Consider the following 23,604-nt stretch of genomic DNA (forward strand, 5'->3'; position numbering starts at 1 on the left):
GTGCGCCTCCGCGCGGCGGACCGTTCCGAGGCTTTTTTGAACGTTGTTGATATTGTTTACCAACCTACAAAGGTTGCGCCTCCGCGCGGCGGACCGTTCCGAGGCTTTTTTGAACGTTGTTGATATTTTTTACCAACCTACAAAGGTTATGCCTCCGCGCGGCGGACCGTTCCGAGGCTTTTTAGCTAATAATATCGCGCACTACTTTTCCCGATACATCCGTCAGACGGTATCTTCGGCCCAAATGTTTGAAAATAAGTTTTTCGTGATTCAGCCCCAACAGATGCAGCACTGTGGCCTGAAAATCATGCACATGTACCGGATTTTTGCTAACATTATACCCTACCTCATCTGTATCTCCGTAAACGATTCCGGGTTTGATACCACCGCCGGCCATCCAAATGGTAAAACAGCGCGGATGGTGGTCACGGCCATAATTATCGGTTGTTAATTTCCCCTGACTGTAACTGGTACGACCAAATTCTCCCCCCCAAATGACCAATGTTTCGTCCAATAAGCCGCGCTGTTTCAGATCAGTTACTAAAGCTGCCGAAGCTTGGTCTACGTCTTTGGCCTGACTGGTGATTTCAAACGGGAGATTGCCATGTTGATCCCAACCCTGATGATACAATTGCACAAAACGAACGCCGTTTTCCGACAATTTGCGCGCCAACAGACAATTGGCCGCATACGTGCCGGGCACCAAACAATCCGGGCCGTACAACTTCACAATATCGTCGGGCTCTTTTGACAGATCCATCACCTCAGGCACCGCCGTTTGCATGCGATAAGCCATCTCATATTGCTTTACTTTAGCTGCAATTTCAGGGTCGCCAAATTCATTATAGGAAAGTTGGTTCAGTTCCGATAAATTGTCCAGCATTTCGCGGCGGGCCGCTCGATCCATGCCCTCAGGGTCGCGGAGATAGAGTACAGGGTCTTCTCCTTTGCTGAACTGCACACCTTGATGAATGGAATCCAGAAAACCATTGGACCAAAGTTTAGAGTAAACTCCCTGCCCGTTGCCAATACCGCGTGAAAGCAAAACGGTAAAATCGGGCAAGTTTTTATTTTCATTTCCTAAGCCATAACTCAGCCACGCACCCATGCTGGGGCGATTGCCCTGTTGAGAGCCCGTCTGAAAAAACGTAAGGGCAGGATCATGATTGATGGCTTCGGTATACATGGATTTGACAATGCACAGATCGTCCACGATTTTGGACGTATAGGGCAGCAAGTCACTTATCCATGCGCCCGATTGACCGTATTGTTTAAAATCCACAAATGAGCCGGCCAACGGAAACGACGCCTGGTTGGCCGTCATGCCCGTAAGGCGCTGAGTACCCCGCACGGAAGGCGGCAGTTCCTGTCCCATCATTTCGCACAGTTTGGGCTTAAAATCAAAGGTTTCAAACTGCGAAGGGGCACCGTTTTGGAACAGATAAATGACCCGCTTGGCTTTGGGCGCAAAATGTGGAATGCCCGGCACAAAACCCGCTTCGTCTACTTCGCCGCCATTGAGCAGATTGGGGATCATCAATGAACCCAACGCCACACTTCCCAGTCCCAAACTCATCGTGGACAGGAAGCGCCGACGGTTAAAGGTCAGACCATGTTCTAAAAATTCTTTTTCCATGATGTTGGCGTAACTTATTTCTTACTCCTCACTCTTACGACTTAGTAATCGTTTCTTCCAGATTATAAATGGTATTAACAATGCGCATCAAAGCCGCCAATTGTGTTTTATCCAATTGGGCAGGAATGGGATATTCGCCCACTGCCAGTAGTTTTTCGGCGCTTGATTTGTTTATTTTTTTGAGTTCTTTTTCGTAATAAGAAGTCAAGATCAACACTTCTTTCTCGGTCGGCTTTCGGCACACAATGAGGCGAAATGCTTTCGAGATTTTGTCTTGCGCAGAGCCGTTTTCCTGCAATAACTTCGCCGCCAATACGCGCGACGCTTCCAATACCGTTGGGTCGTTCATCATCACCAATGCCTGCAAAGGGGTATTGGTTTTCAGGCGTTTTACTTCGCACAGATCACGATTGCTGGCATCAAAAATACTCATGGCCGGCGGCGGCACCGTACGCTTAATAAGCGTGTACATTCCTCGACGGTAGAGACTTGCGCCGTGATCTTGAGTATACATCGAAAGCAATCCACGGCCCGACGTAGCACCTTCCCACAAACCTGCTGGCTGATACGGTTTTACACTGGGACCGCCGATCTTTCCGACCAATAAACCACTGCTCGATAATACCACATCCCTAACGAATTCAGCATTGACACGGTAGCGCGGCGCACGAGCCAACAGAATATTCTCAGGATCGGCGGCCAGTTTTTCGGGCGTAACTATCGCCGATTGTCGATACGTAGCCGATAGTACCAATTGTTTGACGAGCCGTTTGATGTTCCAACCGTGTTCCATAAAATCGACCGCCAGCCAATTGAGCAGTTCAGGATGCGAAGGCAATTCTCCTTGCATTCCAAAATCGCCGGAAGTTTTCACAATGCCTTTTCCGAAAAATTCCTGCCATACCTGATTGACAAAAACCCGCGCCGTGAGCGGATTTTGCTTATCGACCAACCATTTTGCCAACCCCAATCGGTTTTTGGGAAACGATTTATTAAAAGGAAGGATAAAGTTCGGTGTGTTGGGTTGGACTTCATCGCCGGGCGCATCGTACGCTCCGCGTCGCAGAATATGCGTTTTGCGCATGGTGTCCAAATCGCTCATGACCGACACGATCAGGCGGTTTGTATCGGGCTTATTGATGAATTTCAGGATATTTTTAACGTCGTCATTGCTGATTTCCATCAACGGTTTTTTCGCATACGTTTCCGGTCCGCCGATCACCGATTCAATGCCTACTTCGCTGACGCTGTTAAAAAAGGCGAAAAGTTGGTAATATTCTTTTTGGGAAAAAGGGTCGTATTTATGGTCATGGCAATGAGCGCATTCCAACGTCATGCCCAAAAATGCTTTGCCAAACAAATCATTTCGGTCGGTCACATAACTGATGCGGTACTCTTCAGGAATGACGCCGCCCTCTTCCGTAATTTTGTGATTTCGGTTAAAACCCGTCGCTAAAAGTTGCTGTTTATAGAGCGCGACATTGTCTTTATTGGGAAGTAAATCGCCCGCCAATTGCCACGTAACAAACTGATCGTAAGGCATATTGGTATTCAACGCATGAATCACCCAGTCTCGCCAGGGCCATTGGGTCCGGTAACCATCATCCTGATACCCATGTGAATCGGCATAGCGGGCCAGATCCAACCAATAAACCGCCATTTTTTCGCCATACGCAGGATTTTTGAACAACTCATCCACTACTTTTTCGTAAGCGTTGGGAGACTTGTCGGCCAGAAAAGCATCCATCATTTTCAGCGTTGGCGGCAATCCGGTCAAGTCAAGGCTGACACGCTTCAACAGACGTTCTTTGTCGGCTTCTTCGTTGGGGCTAAATCCTTTTTGTTCCTGTTTGTGCAGAACAAAATAGTCAATCTCATTTTTAGGCCAATCTTCTTTTTTTACTTCCGGCAAAGTAGGCTTTTTAGGGGCTACAAATGCCCAGTGTTTTTCGTACTTGGCACCTTGCTTTATCCATTTCTCAATGAGCGAAATCTCGTGCGGTGACAGTTTTAAATTAGACCCTGACGGCGGCATCATCTTGCTGGTATCTTTGGTAGAAATCCGCAAAAAAACTTCCGAAAGCTGCGGTTCCCCGGCCACAATAGCATGCGCAGACGGATGTTCTTTCAACGCACTAAAGGCACTTTCGGGGTCGTCAAGTCGCAAACCGGCTTGTCTTTTATTCGCATCGGGTCCGTGGCAGGTTAAACATTTGTCCGAAAGAATGGGGCGAATGTCAAAATTATAGCTGACACGATCAGGAATATGCTCCTGCGTGGCCTGCGTCGTTGAGGTATTGGTGCATGATTGCAAATACCCTAAGATTCCTGCTAATAAAATTATACAAAGGTTGCGCATCTCCGATGCTTTTTAGATTTAGTTTCAAGTCAATAAATCCGGCACTGCATTAAGGTCGGGCATCTCCGATACTTTTTTGGTTTCAGGTTAATAAATCCAAGACTGCCTTTCCCTTACCGTCGGGTGTTGTATAAAAGGGGCGCTTCTCAATTTCATACTGAGTATCAGGCGCAATCCCTAAGGCATGGTAAATGGTTTGGTGAAGGCCGTCGATCTTGATAGGATTTTCGATGGTTTTACACGGACGTTCATCGGCTGTTTTTCCATACACAAACCCTTTTTTGGTGCCTCCTCCAAACATCAACACCGAACCGCCGTCGGTAAAATGGCGATGCATTCCGTAAAACTTCATATCAGAAAGAATATCAGGCTGATTGACCTGTTCAAGTACTTTGGCATCGGGGCGGCCTTCGACCATCATATCCCTGCTAAACTCGCTGGCCAAAATAATCATCGTACGATCCAAATGCCCCGACTTATCCAAATCTTTGACAAGTTGAGCTACGGGGCCGTCAATCATTTGTTTCATTTTTTCCAAACGGGTATGCCCGTTTTCGTGCGTATCCCAGCCAAAGAAAGGCTCGTATTCGGTAGTCACGCTGATGAAACGAGCGCCTTGTTCGGTCAAACGTCGGGCCAATAAACAGCCTAATCCAAAGCGGCCGGTATTATAAATATCATAGCTTTCTTTAGGCTCTGTACTCAAATTGAACGCCTTGGCTTCGGGCGAGTTGAGCAGCATATAGGCCTGTTCCATAGAGCGTTTGAGCGATTCTTTTTGGTAATCACTGCCAAACTCGCCCACGGGGCTATTACTGATCAGGTCGTTGTACAGTTGATTTCGGCGTTCAAAACGCTTGGCGTCCATCCCAACGGGCGGGCGCACACTTTCCAAGCCCTGACTGGGGTCCGGAATAAAGAACGGCCCAAATTCATTGCCTAAAAATCCGGCCGTGTGAAATGCTTTCAATTCTTCGGCCTCCCCGACCGTAAACCGTTGACCGATATCAATAAAGGCCGGGATAACGGGGTTCTTTGGGCCCAGTTCTTTTGCGATCCACGCGCCCAGGTGCGGCGCAGCGACCGTTTGCGGTGGCTCATAACAGGTATGCCAGTGATACTGATGGCGCGAATGCAAAATATGACCCATATCCGCTGCCACATACGACCGAATCAAGGTGCCTTTGTCCATCACTTTTCCGATGGACTGAAGCCCTTCGGAGAAATGGATGCCATCCAAAACGGTAGGAATGGGTTTGAATGTGCTCAATACCCGATTGCCTTCCATGCCTGTTTCAAACGGTGTATGTCGCTTTGGGTCAAAGGTTTCGGTATGGGCCATGCCGCCTGCCATCCAGAGCAAAATCACCGTATCGGCGGTACCGTCCGTTTGACCGATTGCTTTGCTTTTACAGCCCGATAAAAGACTTGGTATTGGAGCACTTGCGGCTAATGCGGCCAACGTTGCGGCACTGGTCTTTTGAAGAAACTCTCTTCTATTCCATCTATTTTTCATGACAAATCCTACAAAGGTTGCGCCCCTCAGGGGCTTTTTGGAATTGGGGGTATTTTCGTTTTATCCAATCTACAATGGTTGCGCCCCGCCGGGGCTTTTTGGAATTGGGGGTTTTCGTTTTATCCAATTATCAATCCTACTACAAAGGTTGCGCCCCGCCGGGGCTTTTTGGAATTTGGTTGTTTTCGTGATTTCACACTTCCCGTTTATCTTTCCTTTCTAATAAATTAACTGAAACTCAGGATGTAACGTCATCGCCCACACCAAATCTTGGATTCCTTCAACGGTAGGGCTTGGTCCGATGATCTTTTGAGCTGCTGCCATTTCTTTGGGCAACGGCTCTCGCCCCAACGATTTTCGGTACAATTCTTTTACCAATACTTCGGACGTGGGGTATTTTGCTTTCCAGATTTTTGCGCCGTTTTTCAGGGCTTCATTGAATTTTGAACCATTTGTCAATTCCAACGCCTGCAACAAATTAGCCTGTGAGTTGCGGCTTGTACTCACCGTTTCTCGGTTAGGTCGCCCTAAAGCTGTCAGAAATGGATCTCTTTGCACCAAAGAAGCACGCGTAAAAGGGATCTCTTTCTTTATAGTTTCCGGCAATTGTTTAAACACGATCATTGTATCGGCGTAGACCGGGTTAAAAACGATGCTCACAGCATCCGAAAATTGTTCAGCTGTCAACCGCCGACGTACCATTCCTTCAAATACAAAATCGGGTGCAGTAACCAAACCTGCATCTTTAATGCCAACGGAAGGCAATTGATACGTTTTAGAAGTTAAAATGGTATACATTAACTTCTTAATATCGTAGCCATTGGCCACAAAATCAGACGCCAACCAATCAAGCAGATCCTGACTCCACGGCTCATTGTCCATAACATCAACGGGTTCCACAATGCCGCGCCCCATAAGTTGCGCCCAGACTCTGTTGACCAATGTACGGTAAAGGCGACCGTCTTTGGGCTGAACCAAAAACTCGGCCAATTCTTTGAGTCTTTCTTCGGTGATGGGCGTTTCTTTGATCTGTCCCAATTCTTTAAACAATATCCCGCGCCCGGCCAATTTACCCGTAGGTTTGTCGCAACGGTGTATCTCAAGGGTGGTATCGGCAAACACATTGGCAAATGCGTACGCATCTTCCAATTTCCAATCGCTGATAAAACTATCATGGCAAGACGCGCATTTGAGGTTCAGTCCCAGAAAAACCTGGGCTACGTTTTGGGCAGCCTGCATTTCATTGCGCTGGCTGGCGTTGATGGTTCCGCGCCATTTGATCCCTTTAATAAATCCTGCCGACTCTTTGGTAGGACTTATTAATTCTTTGACAAACAGGTTGTACGGTTTATTGTCTTTAAGTGAAGCATACAGCCACTTGGTGATGTTAAAGCGCCCTCCTGTAATGTACCCCGTTCCTGAATAATCATTACGCAAAGCATCGTTCCAAAATGTGAGCCAATGTTGGGCATAATCTTCATTTCGGGCCAACAGACTTTTAACCAGTTGCTCACGTTTATCGGGGCGATTATCTTCGATGAACACCTGAATATTTTCGGGAGAAGGCAGCAAACCGATCACATCCAAATACACCCTACGGATATAAGTACGATCATCGACCACATTTTTCCAGACAATTTTATTCTTTTGAAAATACGCATTGACCAAGCGATCAACGGGCTGTATAAGTTCGGCCGTAGCAGGGGGCAATACCGGTAGGCGAGGTTCCAAAGCCGCTACGCGGTAGATACTTTTCTCAGGGCCATCGGGCCACGGCGCACCTTGTTTTATCCAAAATTCCAGCAAGGCAACCTCCTTCTCACTCAGCCTTTTGCCTTTGGTTGGCATGGCTTCTTTGTGACCCGTTGGGAGCGTAACTCTTCGAATCAATTCACTTTTATCGGGAGCGCCCGCCACGATGACGGGGCCGTCTTCACCGCCCTGAAAGATAAACTCTTTTTTATCAAGCCGTAATTCTCCTTTTGTTTTGGTCGCGCTGTGGCAACTGTAACAATTGTGGGCAAAAATAGACCGCACTTCTACGTTCAACTCCACGATCTGTTCCTGCGTAAGCGGTTGATTGGTATTGGCAAACGTAAAATTTGCGCCACCTCCGGCAGTACCTCCCGAGGTTTTATTAAAAGGAAGTACGCTTGAAAGGTAATCGTCTCCGTGGGTCAACAACGCTCCGTAATGTCCTGCTATCGTTACGCCGCCAACCGTCAGAAAAAGCATACTTTTGTAGAGATTGGTACGCCCAAAACGAAGGGCAATCACTGCAATTACCGAGAAAAGCATGGTAGTGATACCTGACCATTGATGGATAGCAACGGTGTCTCCGCCGTATTCTTCCTGGTTGGCTAACAGCAAACCCAACACCACCGCTACCACAGCACTAACGGCTCCGATCCACACCAACGCACTGATACCGGCCCTCAATTCAGCAGATTTGCGCCGCCAACTCATCATTTCCAATACTAACGCTACAAAAAGCAAGCTGATGGGAAAGTGGACGATCAATGGGTGTAATCGACCTAAAAACTGCCAAAGCCAGAAGATTTCCGTTGTTTCCTGCACGGTTTTAAACAAAAAGATAAAAGTTGTGAAATCGATTGAAAAGTACCTGTCGCTGAAGGTGGAATATTCCTTGTTATATACCGCAACTTCTCGTAAATGTACTACTTATAAAAGAGCATTGACTTGCTAAATCCTACTTATTTAATCCTCTTCGATTGTGTTGTCGAAACAGTTGTTTTCAGATAATAAATACTTTGATTGCTCCAAAGACCATAACAAAATAAAAAACGCAGCAAGAATTAATCCTGCTGCGTTTTTTAGTGTTTGATACCTATTTTTTATCTTTCATCCATCGGAATAAAAGAACGTAATGTTGCGCCGGTGTAAATTTGACGCGGGCGACCGATCGGTTCTTTATTTTCGCGCATTTCTTTCCACTGTGCAATCCAACCCGGCAGACGGCCTAAAGCGAACATCACGGTGAACATATTGGTAGGAATACCAAGCGCGCGATAAATGATCCCTGAGTAAAAGTCTACATTGGGGTATAAACGACGGCTCACGAAATATTCATCGTGCAAAGCTGCTTCTTCCAGGCCTTTGGCGATTTCCAAAACAGGGTCATTTACGCCCAATTTTGCCAACACTTCATCGGCGGCTTTTTTGATGATCTTGGCGCGCGGGTCAAAGTTCTTATACACACGGTGACCGAAACCGAACAAACGGAAGCCGCTTGTTTTGGCATTTTTGGCCATGTCAACGTATTTGGCTACATCGCCGCCGTCGGCTTTGATGTCTTCCAACATTTCGATTACTTCTTGATTTGCACCGCCGTGGAGTGGTCCCCACAACGCACAGATACCTGCCGAAATAGAAGAGTATATATTAGCCCGCGATGAACCTACCAAGCGCACGGTTGAAGTAGAACAGTTTTGTTCGTGGTCGGCGTGAAGAATAAGCAACTTATTCAACGCTTTAGATACGACAGGGTCCACATTGTATTCTTCTACCGGCAAAGCAAACATCATATGAAGGAAGTTTGAGCAGTAGTCGAGTTCATTTTTAGGATAGTTGACGGGATGTCCCTGTGACTTTTTGAATGACCAGGTAGCAATGGTTGGTATCTTAGCCATCAACCGAATGATGTGGGTTTCGGTACTGTCCGGCGCTTTATCATCGTACGAATCCGGATAAAAAGCGCTCATGGCACTTACCAATGAAGACAAAACGCCCATTGGGTGCGCGTTGACCGGGAAACCTTCGAAAATTTTTCGCATGTCTTCGTTGACAAGCGTATGTGTACGAATTGCGTGTTCAAAGGTTTCATACTGTGATTTAGTCGGCAACTCACCGTAAATCAACAAATAGGCTACTTCCAGAAAGGTAGCTTTCTCGGCTAACTCTTCAATTGAATAGCCGCGATAGCGTAAAATCCCTTCTTCGCCATCTAAAAAAGTAATTGCACTTTTGGTGGCTCCTGTGTTTTTATATCCACTATCAATGGTAATATAGCCCGTTGAGTCTCGTAAGGAATTAATGTCAATCGCTTTTTCCTGCTCGGTTCCTTCGGTGGTAGGGAACTCATAGGTTTTTCCGTCTAATATAAGTTGGGCTTTATCTGACATACAGTGGTGGTAGGTTAAAATATTGGATGGATTGGGATAAAGGTACAATTTTCATAAAAAAGTTTTTTCTATGAAACATTATGGATTAAATATTTCAAAATTTCTTCTTGAAAGAAGCTGAACAAGGAAAGGATACTTTAGAAGTAAAAGGCTTTTTTGGTTCGTTTTTAACCAATTTTCAGCAATTATTATTTGCCGGGCTTTATAAGGGTGTCGGCATCGTTACGGAAAATATCCCCATTTTTCATTACAAATTTCACCTTACGAACATCGCTGATGCGCTCTTCGGGACGGCCTTCTACAGCAACTAAATCGGCCAAAAAAGTAGATTTAACAAGGCCTAATTGATTCAAGTGAAAAACCTTGGCGTTTGTTGAAGTTGCCGAGCGCAATACGTCAATGGGCTTCATGCCATAGTCAACCATCATTTCCATCTCACGGGCGTTATCGCCGTGGGAGAATACCCCGACGTCGCCGCCAAAACAGATCGTAACGCCTGCATCTAAGGCTTGTTTAAAGGTAATCCGTTTATTTTTAATGCGTTCCGGTTCCGGCTCAATGCCTTTTTTCCACCCTCGGTATTGGTTTACGGCATCACCCGCCGCTAAAGTAGGGCACAACGCTACGCCTTTGTCGTGCATGAGCGAAAAAATTTCGGGCGTGCCTGCATCACCATGTTCCAATGTTTCGCAGCCTCCCAGAATGGCTCGACGCATTCCTTCGGCGCTTGCGGCGTGCGCAGTGGTAGGGCGACCACTGCTGTGAGCCGTTTCAACAATAAGTTTTATTTCATCCACCAGAAAAGTAGGACGTGCTTCACCCATCAATCCCCATCGATAATCGGCGTAAATTTTAACAACATCAGCTCCTTTGCCAATCTGTCGGCGCACTGCCTGAATGAGGCGGTCGTGGCCGTCGGCTTCTTCGGCCCCCTGTGGAACGTCAATATCGGCGCTGAATCCCTTTGGAGCATAACTGCCTGTGGCAATGAGGGCTTTGGTGGCAATCACCATGCGCGGCCCGGGAATGATGCCTTTATTAATAGCCTCTTTAAGGCCAACATCGTCAAATTCAGCACCTTCCGTGCCCAGATCTCTGACAGTGGTAAAGCCTGCCAAAAGCGTTTTTTTAGCGTGTAGTGTAGCCCTTGCCGTGCGTAAAGAGCGTGCTTCTTTCAATACCTGATCGTCCCACGTTGTTTCATTATAGGGATGCAAGAACAAATGAGAGTGCCCTTCAATAAATCCGGGAAGCAGCGTACAGCCTTTTAGTTCAATCACTTGAAGGGTCGTTTTATCGGAAGTTGCGCTTTTGCGAGCAGTTTCTTCGACGCTTTTGTGCTCTCCAACTGCAACGATTTTTTCTTTCTGCACCAGTACACTCCAACCCTCGTGAATATCCAATCCATCAAATACGCGGTCGGGTTTGAGTAAATAAGATGCTTGGGCAAAACTGTTCCAATGAAAGAACATCAAAATGCTGATAAATAAGAGCGAGCGTTTCAAGATTGTAAAGGGTGTTGATGTTTAACAAAGGTAGGCAAGGACTTGTTATGCTAAACTGAAAAGAAGGAAGAAAGTTTGTGAAAATATTTTACCAAACGTTTGTTTGGTAAAAATGAAATTATGTTCATATTTGTAGATATAATAAAAAAAGATACCACACAATGCCGATCCAAAAAGTAACGAAAGAAGAAGTTGTTACACAAGCCCTGTTCTTGTTTAAGAAACGAGGCTATCACCGCACGAGTATGGCCGATCTGGCAGCCGCCTGTGGTTTACTGAAAGGAAGTTTTTACCATTATTTCAGCGGAAAAGAAGCACTCATGAAAGAGGTGTTGGAGGCGGTTCACACGTATTTTAAAACAAAAGTATTTGTGATTGCCTACGATGAATCTCTTTTGCCACGGCAACGGCTTGAAAAAATGCTTGCCAAACAGATCAGGGTAGCTTGCAGTACCGAAGGTGGGTGTTTGATGGGAAACATGGCCATCGAAACGGCACTTGTAACGGATGAATTTCGGCCCGCCATGCGCGCCTTCTTTGAAGAATATTTGAATGCCTTGGTTCATATCTATACTTATAAATATGAACCGAAAAAAGCAAGGCAAATAGCCGAGCAGGCACTGGTCGAGTACGAAGGGGCTTGGGTAATGGTCAAATTGACCGATAGTTCCCATTATTTACAGGATGTGCTGGAACGGGCTTTGGTACGATTTGACACTCACGATAGTAATACACACTGAATATAAAACCTTATAGGTCTGTTTTCGATAACTTAAAATGATGAACGAAATCAATATCAAAGTACTTACTCCCGATGGTTTTGAGCTGTCAGGTATTTTGTATGAATATTGCGGCGCACCCAAAGCGGTGGTCCAGCTCAACATCGGAACGGGCATGCGAAAGGAGTTCTACGCAAATTTTGCGCGTTACCTGGCCGAAAACGGTTTTATCGTCTGTCTGTGGGAGTATCGTGGAATGGGCGAGTCAAAACCGTATGATAAAGACGAATTTGCCTGCATCACCATGCAGGATTGGGCCATTGATATGCGGGCAGTGCTGGATTTTCTGGAGGCAAGGTACCCTGATTGGCCAAAGTTAATGATCGGACACAGTATCGGAGGGCAGCTTTTGGGATTATTGCCAAATTATTCGATACTCAAAGGAATGGTCATGATTACCTGTTCAACAGGAACATGGTGGCATCATTCACTGCCTTATCGCCTCAAATCCTATTTCTTCTTTAATATTCTTACTCCACTTACAGTTCCATGGACGGGTTATTTGCCCGCTAAAAAGCTGAAAATCATGGAAGATCTGCCGGCAGCCCTGATCATGGAATGGCGAGAATGGTGTAATTCCGAAAACTACCTATTTGATTTTTTGGAGAAAAGCATTCCGTACAGCGCTTACGATCAACTTGCGTTGCCCATCAAAGCCTACTGGACTACCGACGACCCCATTGCCAATGCTGTGACGGTTCCCGCATTGCTGCGCCATTTTCGTAAAGCCGACATCCTGACCGAGACCATTCGCCCGGCAGATTATGGATTAAAAAGTATTGGTCATTTTGGGTTATTCTCACGAAAAGTAAAAACGCATTTTTGGACCAAAATCGTGGCTGATCTGGAGGCGATGATTTCCACCAATCTTACCTATAATAATCCCGCGCTCAAAAAAGTAAACCTCTGATTGATATGAACAAAACGACACTGATTGATTTTCTAACCGAAGGTGTGAACGAGATTATGGCTTTTTCACAAGCTACACCCTTGGATGCTTTTTACTTCAAGCCCGCCGAAAACGTGTGGTCTGCGGCGGAGAATGTACAGCATTTGGCGCAATCGGCTCAACCGCTTAATCGCCTTTTTGGGCGGCCAAAAAGTTACTTTATGGAAAAATGGGGTCCGCCGAACCATCCTTCACAGTCGTATGAAGCAATTATTGAGGCTTATCATGCTGCTTTGGGTACCGGTCGGGTAGCCACAGGAGTATTTGTACCCATGAGTCCTAATCCTGATATTACTCTATTAATGGAAGGGTTTAAGCAAGATTATACTGCTTTGACCGATCATATTGCGCAATGGGAAGAAAACGAGCCGGATGAATACGTGATTCCGCACCCGTTATTGGGGCCGCTGACAGTTCGTGAAATGTTGCTTTTTACCGCCTACCATCTCCGACATCATCATCAAATTATGGTGAACCGAACGAGTTTGGCGCATCAATAATAATTGTCAAAATGACAAATTTGCACATTCCCGTTAGGGAACAGGACGATAGATAGTTGTACTATTTCCATTTTCGTTGTACTATTTAAAGAACTTTTCATTTTTGTAAAAAATTTAATTGGACGGAACACAGCACGGTTTGAATTTTCCTGTTGTATTATTCTAAGATTTGTACTATTCTAAGAAAAGGTTTAAACAGGGCATATGAATTTATCAAGAGGGTGTTTTTACCCTATTTTTTTGTAATTCAAAACCTTACACCTTTGTAGTGTCAAAACGAAGTCATCACCACGGGTGAGACAAGATGGTACAAAAACAATAAAACAATGAAAAAGAACACAATGCTTCTGTCAATATTCGCCGCTATGTTTTTTGTAAGCACAGGAAATGCAATGGCTGAAAGTCACCTTTTCACGAAAGATGTGAAAATAGTAAAACGCGATACCAAGAAAGTTGAAGTACGTGTAAACCAACTTAATGTTGGCGTACTGGATGTAGAATTAAAAGATAAAGAAGGAGTACTTATATACACGGGAGAACTCCAGGGCGGAGAGAACGTTACAACTCAATTTAATTTGAATGCATTGCCTAACGGTGAGTACGTTCTAAATTGTTCTAACGAGAATTTCTGGTCTTCGCAACAACTTTCTATCACAAACGGTAACGTTGAGATCAACGAGAATAGCTACAAAGAAGCTTTGGCTCCAAAAGTTGAGACCATTGCTATCAATCGCTTCGAAGTTGTAACTACCAACAAAAACCTGGCAGATATGGAAGTGACCATTGCTGACCGTACCGGTGAAGTCGTATACAACGGATATTTATCGGCTGCCAGCCGTTTCAATTTAGGACATTTGCCAAGTGGCGAATATACTTTTGAATTCGGAGTAGCTGACAAATCTTTCAAACAATCCGTTAAAGTGAAATAACCCACAATGACGTCGTTCATCAACAAATTACTATAACCACTCCATCTTGACATTTCGATTTTGAACCGGCCCGTCAGAAACTCTGACGGGTTTTTTGTGTTTTATCCGACTTCAGCCGCCGTTTTTACATTCATCCTAACCACTTTTAGGCGTTTTTCGGCAACCCTTACATTGTTGATTTCGAGGCTTAAATGAGCCTATTACTTTTGATTCGTCAAACACATTCAAAACATGGCAATCAAGAGTTTGTTCATTTCGCTTTTAGTGACGATAATGCTGGGATATTCATTGACCGTTGGTCTCACTGATCCTGATTCCTATTTGAAAAAGATACCCGATTGGATGTCTTTTGTATTACTAATTGTATTTGCTCTGCTGTATATACTGGCTTTTTGGTGGGCTATTCAAGGTTTCAATGCGCATAAAGTAACCGCACTTTTTTCAATGGCGCTCTGCGTGTTCGGACTTAGCATATACGCATTCGGGATAGTAATGAGTTTGGGAAGCGGAAGAGCAAGCCCCGGACAATACGACGGAGATATTTCTACATTGGTTCCTTCTGAAAAAGCAGCTTTTGATCAGTTATTACATACAACAGGATTGACGCCGCAACAGGTAAAATTGACCGAACATTGGCATCTGATGGATAAAGATGCGCCTCTGAAAATTTGCCTTCAGAAAGGCCATATTACAGGTTTGAGCGTTTTAAATGTGCCGATACGAGAAGTAGGTGTATGTTCGCAGTTCCCGGAGTTAGGGCAGGTATACCTGAGAGGATGCCGCCTGAGTGATATGTCGGGTTTAAAAAACCTCAGAATAGAACGTTTGGAATTGGCCGACAATGCTATCCGCGACTTAAAAACATTGTCCGGTTGCCCTAATGTGCGTTGGCTGATGCTTCAAAATAACCAAATTACGTCTAAGGCAGGTATTGAATTATTCCCGCAACTCATCGCGGAAGACTTTACGGGAAATCCGTTGCAAAAAGACAGCCTGAAATAAATAGATAATTACGTAAAAACAAGCGGCCTGATTTTCGTTGAAAATCAGGCCGTGTACTCATTTAAGCTAACGATTTAGTCCAGAAAAATTCCTACAATAGCATGAGCTAAAGATAGCCCTAAGCTGAATAATAATGCAGCAAAAACACTCGCAACATTGAAACCATCGACCAAATATGAACAAAGATAGACCATGAGAATGTTGATCACGAAGTAAAACAATCCAAGCGTCAGAATGGTAATTGGCAATGATAAAAATACCAATATCGGTTTTATAAACGTGTTGAGTATCCCCATCACAATGGCGACAATAATAGCGGTTTGGGTAGTATCAACGTAAAAGCCCTGAAGCACACGGCTGGCGGCTATCACCACGACGGTACTGACAATGAGGCGAACAATCAGATTTATCATAGAGTTTGGGAGTTGGGAATGTTAAATGAAAGGATTTTCGGCTGTAAAATTAAAAATACATAGCACTATCCAAAATGATATTACTATGTATTTTTCCTGAAAATCCGGTAAAATGAAGTTGTAAAACGACAGTTACTATCAATCTTTAGGATATTTGAAAAAATGGTCGGACGGTCCTATGTCGGGTTGTGAGCAACCCGACGCACGTCTCCACACTTTTACATTTTTCAGTTTATCATTTTGCGGTTTCTTTAAGCACCTTCGACCAATTCAAATTGCAATTTGATCAAGCCGGCGTAAAGACCGTTTTCGTTCATGGCCAATTCTTCATGCGTGCCTGATTCGAAGATGGTACCGTCTTTGATCACATAAATGCAATCTACGTTGCGTACTGTCGCCAACCGGTGAGCGATGATAATGGTAGTACGATTTTGCATCAAACCGTCCAACGCATCCTGCACCAATTTTTCAGATTCGGCATCCAATGAACTGGTGGCTTCGTCAAGAATCAGGATTTTTGGGTCTTTCAAAATCGCACGGGCAATGGCAATGCGCTGGCGTTGTCCACCCGAAAGTTTGATACCGCGCTCGCCGACGATGGTCTCCAATTTATCAGGAAAAGAGTCAATAAAATCAAGGGCGTTGGCTTTGCGGGCAGCTTCGCGTATTTCCTCCAGCGTTGCGTTAGGTTTACCATAAGCGATGTTTTCGCGGATAGTGCCGCCAAATAAAATGACTTCCTGCGGAACAACGGCGATGTTTTGACGATAAGCCGTAATGTCAAAGGACTGAATGTCTTGCCCGTCAACCGAAATTTTTCCGCCTTGGGGTGTATGATAACGCATCAACAGTTGCACAATCGTCGATTTTCCGGCACCGCTGTAACCAACCAACGCAATTTTGCGTCCGGCAGCTACGTCGAGCGAAACGCCTTTTAGTACCGTCATATCAGGGCGGGTAGGGTAAGAGAACCGGACATTTTCGAAGGCAATATTACCTGATACCGAAATGGGTTGTACGTATTCCTTTACTTCCACTTCTGATTTCTCGTCCAAGATTTCGAGTAATCTTTCCGAGGCTCCCAAGGTTTTCTGGATTTGGGCGTACATATCGCCCAAACCTCCAATCGAACCACCAATAAACATGGTGTAAAAAATGAAGGTCATCAATTCCGAGAAAGGCATTTCGTGGCTTTGTACCAACGTTGCTCCGTACCAAACGACTCCAACAATGCCGCCAAAAAGAGCGAAGATGATAAAAGACACAAAACCTCCGCGAAAACGAGCCGCTTTTAAAGACGCCGTAATTACGCGTGAAAGCGCATCTCCGTAGCGATTGACTTCGAGAAATTCGTTGGTAAAAGCTTTGACAATGGTCACGGATTGAAGTGTTTCTTCCACCACAACGTTAGCGTTAGCCAGTTCATCCTGGGCTTTTTTAGACAGTCGGCGAATGTAGCGCCCAAAAAACATGGCCACTACGATGGCAACCGGAAATGTAGCCAACATAAAAATGGTCAGCTTCCAGGAAATGAAACAAATAATGACAATTCCGACCACAACGGTGGCGAGTGAACGAAACAACTCCGCCAAGGTAAATGAAAGCACATCCTGCAATGACTGCACATCGGAGGTGATGCGGCTCATGAGCTCCCCCACACGGCGTTGCTCAAAAAAAGGAATGGGCAACGAAACTATTTTGCTGTATAATGTGCGACGAATATCGGCCATTCCCTTTTCGCTCACAATGGAGAAAAAGTAAATTCGACCGAATGAAAAGGCAGATTGCAGAATCAGGATCGCTATCAAAAAAAGTACCACCTGATTGAGTTGATAAGAAGATTTTCCTTCAATCACCGCCACAATTTCACCGATCAATTTTGGAAAGATCAGGTTGGTTGTGAGTGACAGGAGTAGAAATAATATCCCTACCAAAAATGTACTTTTATACGGTAAAATAAATCGAAATATCTTAAGTGCTTTCGAAACACTTTCTTTGCTGAGTTTTCGCTTTTTATCTTCGGGCAACAGTTCCGTGCCCATTCCTCTTCCTTTTGCCATTTGTTTTTTGGATTAACGGTTAATCGTTATAAGAATGGATGCTCGGATAACGGTTAACGTTTTTTTTAATAAGATGATAGTTGTGTGTATGAGTTCCTTGGCTCAATTTCCGACGGAACTGCAAAGTTACTCTTCTTCCTTTTGTCCTTTGTATTTTGATTCTTCCAAAAACTGTCTGACGTTGGTATTGGCCATTAGATCCGGAAGTTTAGTGGAAGGTTTTTCTGCCAGGTACCGATTGATGATTCGCCAACCCACCCATCGGGCAATGCCGCCCGGGCAATATTGACTTATTTCGGGCGTGGCCGGGCGCTCGCTGATGAAGCGTTCTTTTTCAGCATCGCGGGTTTGATACAGTAATTTTCGGTCCAGAAAATAAGCCCAAATGTCCTGTTGCGACGCGTACACATCTTCGAGTTGTTCCTGCGAATAACCAATGATAAGACTGTCGGGCGTTTCGGGCGCTACGTGTTTCACAAATTCAAACCCTTTGCCGTACCATATCATATCAGCCAACAGCGTTTGGTCGTTGGCGGGTACTTTATTGTATTTTTCCGAAATCAGGAAAATAATGGCAGGAACAATGTACTCCTGTTGGTAACGACGCAATTGATAATCAAATAATTGAGGACGATAGCTCGCTTTCGGGCCCCCGAAATAATCAAGCCCGATCACGATCACACTGTCTGAAACATATAGATCACTTCCCATAAAACCTGTCACGGAAGTAACCAATTGCGGTGCTTTAAAATCGGGAAAATTAGCTTGTATCTGTCCAAATGCCTGCTGCAATTGTGTTTTGATTGCACCCAAATCACCAAATTGCGTTTGAATTTCTCTGTTGAATTGTTGTAGATTCTTATTATTGATATTAGCAAACAATTGATTGACAACTGCCGAATCAGGAACGTTTTTGGTTAATCCAAAATAAGCCCTTAAATACGGATTTTTTTTGAGCAAAAGCGCGAGGTCGTCGGGGCTTTTAGCAGCAAAAAGCTCATTTTCAAGACGACGAACAGTGACAGGGACTTCTTTGGGTTTGTTTTCGCACGCTGAAAAGGCAATGCAAAACGCGACCGGCAGGAAAATTTGATAGAAAATTGATTTCATGAAAGAGAGGCAATAACCTACTTGAAACGCAGAACAATGGCTAAAAGTTTGTGGTTAATAGATTTTTAATGGCCAACGTTTCTTAAAGTACAGCGCTTTCCAGAAAGCGAATTGTGCCGGCATCGGCGTCCATTTCAGCCTCCAGTCCGACCGGGATGGTGAATTTTTGGCGAATGTGCCCGATCATGGCACCGACATACGCAGGTTTTTTTGAGGGACGAATGTGGTCGTTCCAAATATCTTCGAGGGTTAGTGATCCGTAACTGCCACTACCCGGTTCACAATCAGTACATTTTCCGAAGATAAAGCCGTTGATCTCATCCAAAATTCCGCACAGTTTTACCTGCGTTATCATGCGGTCCATGCGATAAGGCGCTTCTTCCACATCCTCGCAAAAAAAGAGTGAGCCTTTCCAGTCAGGAACATACGGCGAGCCTAACATATGACTTAAAACGGTCAGGTTTCCTCCCAACAATTTACCGCGTGCCTTTCCCGAACCAAGCGTGTCGATACGGTCGGCAATTTGGGTAAGGTTGTCGCCTATGATCTTTGGATTTTCATAAAAGATAGCTTCGGCGTCCATGAGTACTTTCCGGAAGTAATTGACCGTAAATTCATTCCAACTCACCGCACCCACCGGACCATGAAAAGTAATAAGACCCGTTTGACTATAAATACCTAACAATAAAGCCGTGACGTCAGAATAACCGACCAACACTTTAGGGTTTTTGCGAATGGTTTCATAATCCAATAACGGCAACAAACGCGCGCAACCCCAACCGCCATGCACACACACAATTCCCTGTACCGATCTATCGGCAAAAAACTCATTGATATCGGCGGCGCGGTCGGCATCTTTGCCCGCCAGATAGCCGTAACGGTCCCACATTCGCTTACCGAATTTTACTTTAAAACCCAACGCCTCCATTGATTCTACGATCACTTGTACAGTTTGTTTGCTGTAAGCAGGAGCGGCGGGGCAAACCAATCCGATGGTATCACCTGCTTTGAGGCGGGGCGGTTTGACAGTAGGCTTGTTTTTAGAAAAAGAGGTTGTGGAAACAGTAGCAGTGGCGGCAAGGGCTTGAAGGAAATTTCGGCGTTGCATGAAAAGTCGTTTTTACATTTTTTGCTAATATAAGTATTTGCCAACATAAAATGTGCGCTTCATACGTTAGTTTTAAGCCATAAATGACGATGAATGTATGATTAACCAACGGATTTTGTTTCTGCTTTTAATGGTGTTAAGCGGCTCGCCGGCACTTTTAGCCCAAAAATTTCCAACGATTCGCTACGAAGACCGGACGTACGAAACAACCATTAAGACCGTTGGTATTTATCCGGCACCTGCACAATTGCAAGACCCCGCCCGAACTACCTATCCACCCGTTATCAGTTTGGACGCAACTAATCCGCTCATTGCCGAATTTGATGATCTAACGGCTCGTTTTCGTACGTTCAGATACAAAGTGTTTCACTGCAATGCCGATTGGACCCCCTCCAATTTGAACGAAATTGAATTTACGTATGAATACAACGACTACGCCATCAACAATTATCAGGCATCTTTCAATACCAAAATCCCGTATTTTCATTACACGTTGGAAGTACCGAAGCTAAAATTGTCGGGCAATTATGTATTGGTTGTGTACGAAGATGCTCGTCCTGCCAAGTTGGTATTAACGCGCCGATTCATGATTTATCAGTCACGCGTAAATGTGTTTCCGCAGGTACGCCTTTCGACAGGTATTGCCGAGCAGCGCACGCATCAACAAATAGATTTTGATCTGGAATACAAAGGCTACGAGATTTTATCACCGGCCGAAGATCTGAAGATCGTTATTCGGCAAAATTTCCGTTGGGATAAGGTCATTACCAAATTACGCCCTACCAATGTGCGGGTTTTTGACCAGCGATTGGAGTATCATCCGTTTGACTTATCTAACAATATATTGGGTGGAAATGAATTTCGTTGGTTTGACACGCGCCTTTCGCGAGCGGCGGGTATGAGCGTAAGCGACGTGCAACAGCTTCCTGATCAGACCGTTGCGCATCTACGCCCCGACGCGTCGCGATTGGGTGGAGGAGCCAGTTTTCAGGCACGTGATTTTAACGGAAACTACATTGTGTTGAATCAGGATGCTGCCAACAGTACCAACGAGGCCGACTACATCAACGTAGTTTTTACGCTTCAAAGTCCGCCTTATCCCGATGCTCAGGTTTACGTAGGAGGTGCGTTTAATCTTTGGCAACGCGAAGACGCCAACCGCATGACCTACAACACCGAGCGAAATGCCTATGAAGCAAGTATTTATATCAAACAGGGCGTGGCTAATTATTGCTATTATGCAGTGCTAAACAACGGCAACGTGGATGAAACATCCTTTGAAGGTAGTTTTTCCAATACCGCCAATGACTACGAAATCTTCGTTTACCATCGCCCGCCCGCCGCGCGTGCCGACCAATTGGTGGGTTATCGACTGATTGAATTTGGGAGAAAATGAAGTAATTTTTGATTTACGCCACACGAATCACGATTTTTGCAAAAAAGTTAACTATTGCCCATTGGCCGGTTTGCTCTTTACGCTTTTGTTTTCATCCTTTTTTGCCTTTTCGTTCCCAAAGAAAAATGCCGATCTTCACTCCTGAACAAGCCCTCAAAGATATTCGTCAAAAGAAATTACAGCCGCTGTATTTTATCCACGGAGATGAGCCTTATTATATAGAATTGCTGGCGGACGCTATCGAAAAAGTGACGGTTCCCGAAGCTGAAAAAGGTTTCAACCAATTTGTGTTGTTTGGCAAAGAGACGGATATCGGTACCATTCTGAATTATGCGCGCAGGTTTCCCTTTATGGCTGAACGTCAGTTGGTATTGGTCAAAGAAGCTCAACAAATAAGCGGATTTGACTCGAAAGATAAAACGGCTTTTCTGGAAGATTACGCGTCGCGGCCGCCTGCTTCGACTGTTTTGGTACTTTGTTTTCAGGGAAATTTCGACATGCGAAAATCGTTGCCCAAAGTGTTTGAAAAGAATGGTGCAATGATTCAAAGCAAAAAAATGTACGACAACAAACTGCCCGATTGGGTAGGCGAATACGCCCGAAGTTTGGGTACGAAGATCAGCATCAAAGCGATTCAAATGCTCGTCGAAAACATTGGGAATGACCTCAAACGCATCACAAGTGAGATCGATAAAATATTGTTGAATCTTACCGCAAGTGAAGAAATCACGGCGGCGATTGTGGAAAAATACGTTGGCATCAGCAAAGAATACAACGTTTTTGAACTCCAAAAAGCACTTACGCAACGGGATATTTTAAAAGCCAATCGGATTGCTAACTATTTGGCGGCCAATACGAAAGAAAATCCTTTACCGCAAGTTCTCATTATTCTCTATAACTTTTTCAGCAAAGTACTCGTCGTTCACGGCACACAGGATAAATCGGAAGGAAATCTGGCATCGGTCTTGGGCGTAAATCCGTTTTTTGTAAAAGATTATCTTTCTACAGCTCGCCAATATTCGTTAGGCCACGTCGTAAACGTCATCAAAGCCATTCGCCGCGCCGACAATGCCTCCAAAGGTATAGAAGCAGGAAGCGTAGACGAAGAAGCCATTTTAAAGGAGTTGATTTTTAGGATATTGCATTAGGGTTTTGAACCTTAAAATGTAAATCGAAGCGCCGATGCGCCTGCGCCTGAAAAATAACAAACCGAAAAATTGTAGTCCTTACGCTTTAGCAGATGCTATCACGAGCAATGGTACTGCAACCTCGGAGAGGTTCAACCTTTGTAGATAATGATTTGGTTGTCAAATAGTAAGGCTTCGGAGAAGCCCAACCTAAAATTCAGGTTAGGCTTCTCCGAAGCCTTTTAATTAATTGATAACGAACCTCCTACAAATGTTATGCTTCTCCGAAGCTATATAATTAAGACGAAGAATTACAGTTTTTCGGTTTTACATTTTTCAGTTTATTATTTTTCAGTTAATCCCTCTCCACTTTCTCCTAAAACCTTAACCTCAGCTTTAACTTCTTCGTAGCTTTTAAACTCTTCAAGTTGTTGTTGATTGGTTGGAGGTAGTTGCATGTCAACATTCCAACCCATAGAAGCAGCCAATTGGTACATCATAAATTGGACTTGGTTGTTGGCAATACGCGGCAGATCGCTGGTCAGGGCTTTTTCGTTCATGGCCTGTTTGGCATCTACGAGCAAATTGGTGTAATCCTCGTGATTGAAGCGATTCCAAAGTCCGTTTTCAATGTCGTAAAATTTATAATCGGTGTCAATCGACAAAACTTCGGGTTCGGGAAAGTATTCCACAACCATTTTGTTGGTTTTTTCGTCTATACGATAGCGCATCTTGGCAAAATCAAAACCTACCAGCACTTTAGCTTTGGCAATGACCAGTGCTTTCTTAGAATTTTTGAATAAATACAGAAAAGGTTTGTCGTCTTTGTAGTCGTAGATTTCGGTGAAATAGCCTTCCGCCATCACTACTTTGAATACTTTTTCGATGCGCTCAAGGAGAATCGTAGACGATTGCACCAATTGTTTATTGGTATTTAGTTTTTGGGTCAGCACATAAAAGATGCCAAATCCCAAGCTACCGCCCAATCCTAAGGTAATAATGAAAAAAATAAGTGATGACAGTCCCATAATTGTTGGATTTTGCGAAAGTTAGGTAAAATTTATGACCAATAG

18 protein-coding genes are annotated in these 23,604 nt (G+C 44.6%); 7 read left to right on the forward strand and 11 right to left on the reverse strand.

Features of this window, described 5'->3' with window-relative positions; all coding sequences use genetic code 11:
* Positions 1-181 precede the first annotated feature (181 nt).
* The 6 genes from ACQY73_RS09005 to ACQY73_RS09030 all read right to left on the reverse strand — a co-directional run bounded on the left by ACQY73_RS09005 (position 182) and on the right by ACQY73_RS09030 (position 11,125).
* Positions 182-1,636 carry a DUF1501 domain-containing protein gene (locus ACQY73_RS09005; protein ID WP_428664431.1) on the reverse strand — a complete coding sequence of 485 codons (1,455 nt, stop codon included), beginning with the start codon at positions 1,634-1,636 and terminating at the stop codon, positions 182-184.
* A 34-nt stretch (positions 1,637-1,670) separates the two neighbouring features.
* Positions 1,671-3,995, reverse strand: a complete 2,325-nt coding sequence (locus ACQY73_RS09010; RefSeq protein WP_428664434.1) for a PSD1 and planctomycete cytochrome C domain-containing protein — start codon at positions 3,993-3,995, stop codon at positions 1,671-1,673.
* Positions 3,996-4,077: 82 nt separating this feature from the next.
* Positions 4,078-5,511, reverse strand: coding sequence for a DUF1501 domain-containing protein (locus tag ACQY73_RS09015; RefSeq protein ID WP_428664437.1), 1,434 nt, complete (start codon positions 5,509-5,511; stop codon positions 4,078-4,080).
* Positions 5,512-5,730: 219 nt separating this feature from the next.
* Positions 5,731-8,088, reverse strand: coding sequence for a DUF1549 domain-containing protein (locus ACQY73_RS09020; protein ID WP_428664440.1), 2,358 nt, complete (start codon positions 8,086-8,088; stop codon positions 5,731-5,733).
* Between the two features lie 278 nt (positions 8,089-8,366).
* On the reverse strand, positions 8,367-9,653 hold the full coding sequence (locus tag ACQY73_RS09025; RefSeq protein ID WP_428664443.1) for a citrate synthase: 1,287 nt from the start codon (positions 9,651-9,653) through the stop codon (positions 8,367-8,369).
* A gap of 188 nt (positions 9,654-9,841) precedes the next feature.
* Positions 9,842-11,125, reverse strand: coding sequence for an amidohydrolase family protein (locus tag ACQY73_RS09030; protein ID WP_428668441.1), 1,284 nt, complete (start codon positions 11,123-11,125; stop codon positions 9,842-9,844).
* A gap of 194 nt (positions 11,126-11,319) precedes the next feature.
* On the opposite strand from ACQY73_RS09030, the gene ACQY73_RS09035 reads away from it, so the two are divergent.
* The 5 genes from ACQY73_RS09035 (at position 11,320) to ACQY73_RS09055 (ending at position 15,317) form a co-directional block, all read left to right on the forward strand.
* Entirely contained in the window at positions 11,320-11,898 is a 579-nt protein-coding gene (locus tag ACQY73_RS09035) for a TetR/AcrR family transcriptional regulator (RefSeq protein ID WP_428664445.1), read from the forward strand.
* Between the two features lie 37 nt (positions 11,899-11,935).
* A complete protein-coding gene (locus ACQY73_RS09040) occupies positions 11,936-12,847 on the forward strand; it encodes an alpha/beta hydrolase family protein (RefSeq protein ID WP_428664448.1) in 912 nt (303 codons plus the stop codon).
* Between the two features lie 5 nt (positions 12,848-12,852).
* Positions 12,853-13,386 carry a DinB family protein gene (locus ACQY73_RS09045; protein ID WP_428664451.1) on the forward strand — a complete coding sequence of 178 codons (534 nt, stop codon included), beginning with the start codon at positions 12,853-12,855 and terminating at the stop codon, positions 13,384-13,386.
* A gap of 326 nt (positions 13,387-13,712) precedes the next feature.
* Complete coding sequence (locus ACQY73_RS09050) at positions 13,713-14,315, forward strand: hypothetical protein (protein WP_428664454.1); 603 nt, start codon at positions 13,713-13,715, stop codon at positions 14,313-14,315.
* 231 nt (positions 14,316-14,546) lie between these two features.
* Positions 14,547-15,317 (forward strand): hypothetical protein, encoded by a 771-nt coding sequence (locus ACQY73_RS09055; RefSeq protein WP_428664457.1) that lies wholly within the window; start codon positions 14,547-14,549, stop codon positions 15,315-15,317.
* A gap of 74 nt (positions 15,318-15,391) precedes the next feature.
* On the opposite strand, the gene ACQY73_RS09060 is transcribed toward ACQY73_RS09055, so the two are convergent.
* The 4 genes from ACQY73_RS09060 to ACQY73_RS09075 all read right to left on the reverse strand — a co-directional run bounded on the left by ACQY73_RS09060 (position 15,392) and on the right by ACQY73_RS09075 (position 20,008).
* Complete coding sequence (locus tag ACQY73_RS09060; RefSeq protein WP_428664460.1) at positions 15,392-15,730, reverse strand: phage holin family protein; 339 nt, start codon at positions 15,728-15,730, stop codon at positions 15,392-15,394.
* Positions 15,731-15,981: 251 nt separating this feature from the next.
* Complete coding sequence (locus ACQY73_RS09065; protein WP_428664463.1) at positions 15,982-17,790, reverse strand: ABC transporter ATP-binding protein; 1,809 nt, start codon at positions 17,788-17,790, stop codon at positions 15,982-15,984.
* A gap of 126 nt (positions 17,791-17,916) precedes the next feature.
* Complete coding sequence (locus ACQY73_RS09070; RefSeq protein WP_428664465.1) at positions 17,917-18,900, reverse strand: gliding motility protein; 984 nt, start codon at positions 18,898-18,900, stop codon at positions 17,917-17,919.
* Between the two features lie 82 nt (positions 18,901-18,982).
* Positions 18,983-20,008, reverse strand: a complete 1,026-nt coding sequence (locus ACQY73_RS09075) for a S66 peptidase family protein (RefSeq protein ID WP_428664468.1) — start codon at positions 20,006-20,008, stop codon at positions 18,983-18,985.
* Between the two features lie 97 nt (positions 20,009-20,105).
* On the opposite strand from ACQY73_RS09075, the gene ACQY73_RS09080 reads away from it, so the two are divergent.
* Positions 20,106-21,404, forward strand: a complete 1,299-nt coding sequence (locus ACQY73_RS09080) for a DUF5103 domain-containing protein (protein ID WP_428664471.1) — start codon at positions 20,106-20,108, stop codon at positions 21,402-21,404.
* A gap of 125 nt (positions 21,405-21,529) precedes the next feature.
* Complete coding sequence (gene holA, locus ACQY73_RS09085) at positions 21,530-22,552, forward strand: DNA polymerase III subunit delta (protein WP_428664474.1); 1,023 nt, start codon at positions 21,530-21,532, stop codon at positions 22,550-22,552.
* Between the two features lie 323 nt (positions 22,553-22,875).
* Here the strand turns inward: holA and ACQY73_RS09090 are convergent, their stop codons facing one another.
* A complete protein-coding gene (locus tag ACQY73_RS09090) occupies positions 22,876-23,559 on the reverse strand; it encodes a DUF4230 domain-containing protein (RefSeq protein WP_428664477.1) in 684 nt (227 codons plus the stop codon).
* Positions 23,560-23,604: the final 45 nt, after the last annotated feature.

Source organism: Runella sp. (genome assembly GCF_965279615.1).
In the GTDB taxonomy this organism is placed as follows: Bacteria; Bacteroidota; Bacteroidia; order Cytophagales; family Spirosomataceae; genus Runella.

Excerpts from the sequence above, each read along its gene's own strand:
- ACQY73_RS09010 (WP_428664434.1), bottom strand. The coding sequence starts at position 3,995 with ATGCGCAACCTTTGTATAATTTTATTAGCAGGAATCTTAGGGTATTTG.
- ACQY73_RS09050 (WP_428664454.1), top strand. The coding sequence starts at position 13,713 with ATGAAAAAGAACACAATGCTTCTGTCAATATTCGCCGCTATGTTTTTT.
- ACQY73_RS09005 (WP_428664431.1), bottom strand. The coding sequence starts at position 1,636 with ATGGAAAAAGAATTTTTAGAACATGGTCTGACCTTTAACCGTCGGCGC.
- ACQY73_RS09035 (WP_428664445.1), top strand. The coding sequence starts at position 11,320 with ATGCCGATCCAAAAAGTAACGAAAGAAGAAGTTGTTACACAAGCCCTG.
- ACQY73_RS09015 (WP_428664437.1), bottom strand. The coding sequence starts at position 5,511 with ATGAAAAATAGATGGAATAGAAGAGAGTTTCTTCAAAAGACCAGTGCC.
- holA (WP_428664474.1), top strand. The coding sequence starts at position 21,530 with ATGCCGATCTTCACTCCTGAACAAGCCCTCAAAGATATTCGTCAAAAG.
- ACQY73_RS09025 (WP_428664443.1), bottom strand. The coding sequence starts at position 9,653 with ATGTCAGATAAAGCCCAACTTATATTAGACGGAAAAACCTATGAGTTC.
- ACQY73_RS09030 (WP_428668441.1), bottom strand. The coding sequence starts at position 11,125 with ATGTTCTTTCATTGGAACAGTTTTGCCCAAGCATCTTATTTACTCAAA.
- ACQY73_RS09070 (WP_428664465.1), bottom strand. The coding sequence starts at position 18,900 with ATGAAATCAATTTTCTATCAAATTTTCCTGCCGGTCGCGTTTTGCATT.
- ACQY73_RS09060 (WP_428664460.1), bottom strand. The coding sequence starts at position 15,730 with ATGATAAATCTGATTGTTCGCCTCATTGTCAGTACCGTCGTGGTGATA.
- ACQY73_RS09090 (WP_428664477.1), bottom strand. The coding sequence starts at position 23,559 with ATGGGACTGTCATCACTTATTTTTTTCATTATTACCTTAGGATTGGGC.
- ACQY73_RS09045 (WP_428664451.1), top strand. The coding sequence starts at position 12,853 with ATGAACAAAACGACACTGATTGATTTTCTAACCGAAGGTGTGAACGAG.
- ACQY73_RS09055 (WP_428664457.1), top strand. The coding sequence starts at position 14,547 with ATGGCAATCAAGAGTTTGTTCATTTCGCTTTTAGTGACGATAATGCTG.
- ACQY73_RS09075 (WP_428664468.1), bottom strand. The coding sequence starts at position 20,008 with ATGCAACGCCGAAATTTCCTTCAAGCCCTTGCCGCCACTGCTACTGTT.
- ACQY73_RS09040 (WP_428664448.1), top strand. The coding sequence starts at position 11,936 with ATGATGAACGAAATCAATATCAAAGTACTTACTCCCGATGGTTTTGAG.
- ACQY73_RS09065 (WP_428664463.1), bottom strand. The coding sequence starts at position 17,790 with ATGGCAAAAGGAAGAGGAATGGGCACGGAACTGTTGCCCGAAGATAAA.
- ACQY73_RS09080 (WP_428664471.1), top strand. The coding sequence starts at position 20,106 with ATGATTAACCAACGGATTTTGTTTCTGCTTTTAATGGTGTTAAGCGGC.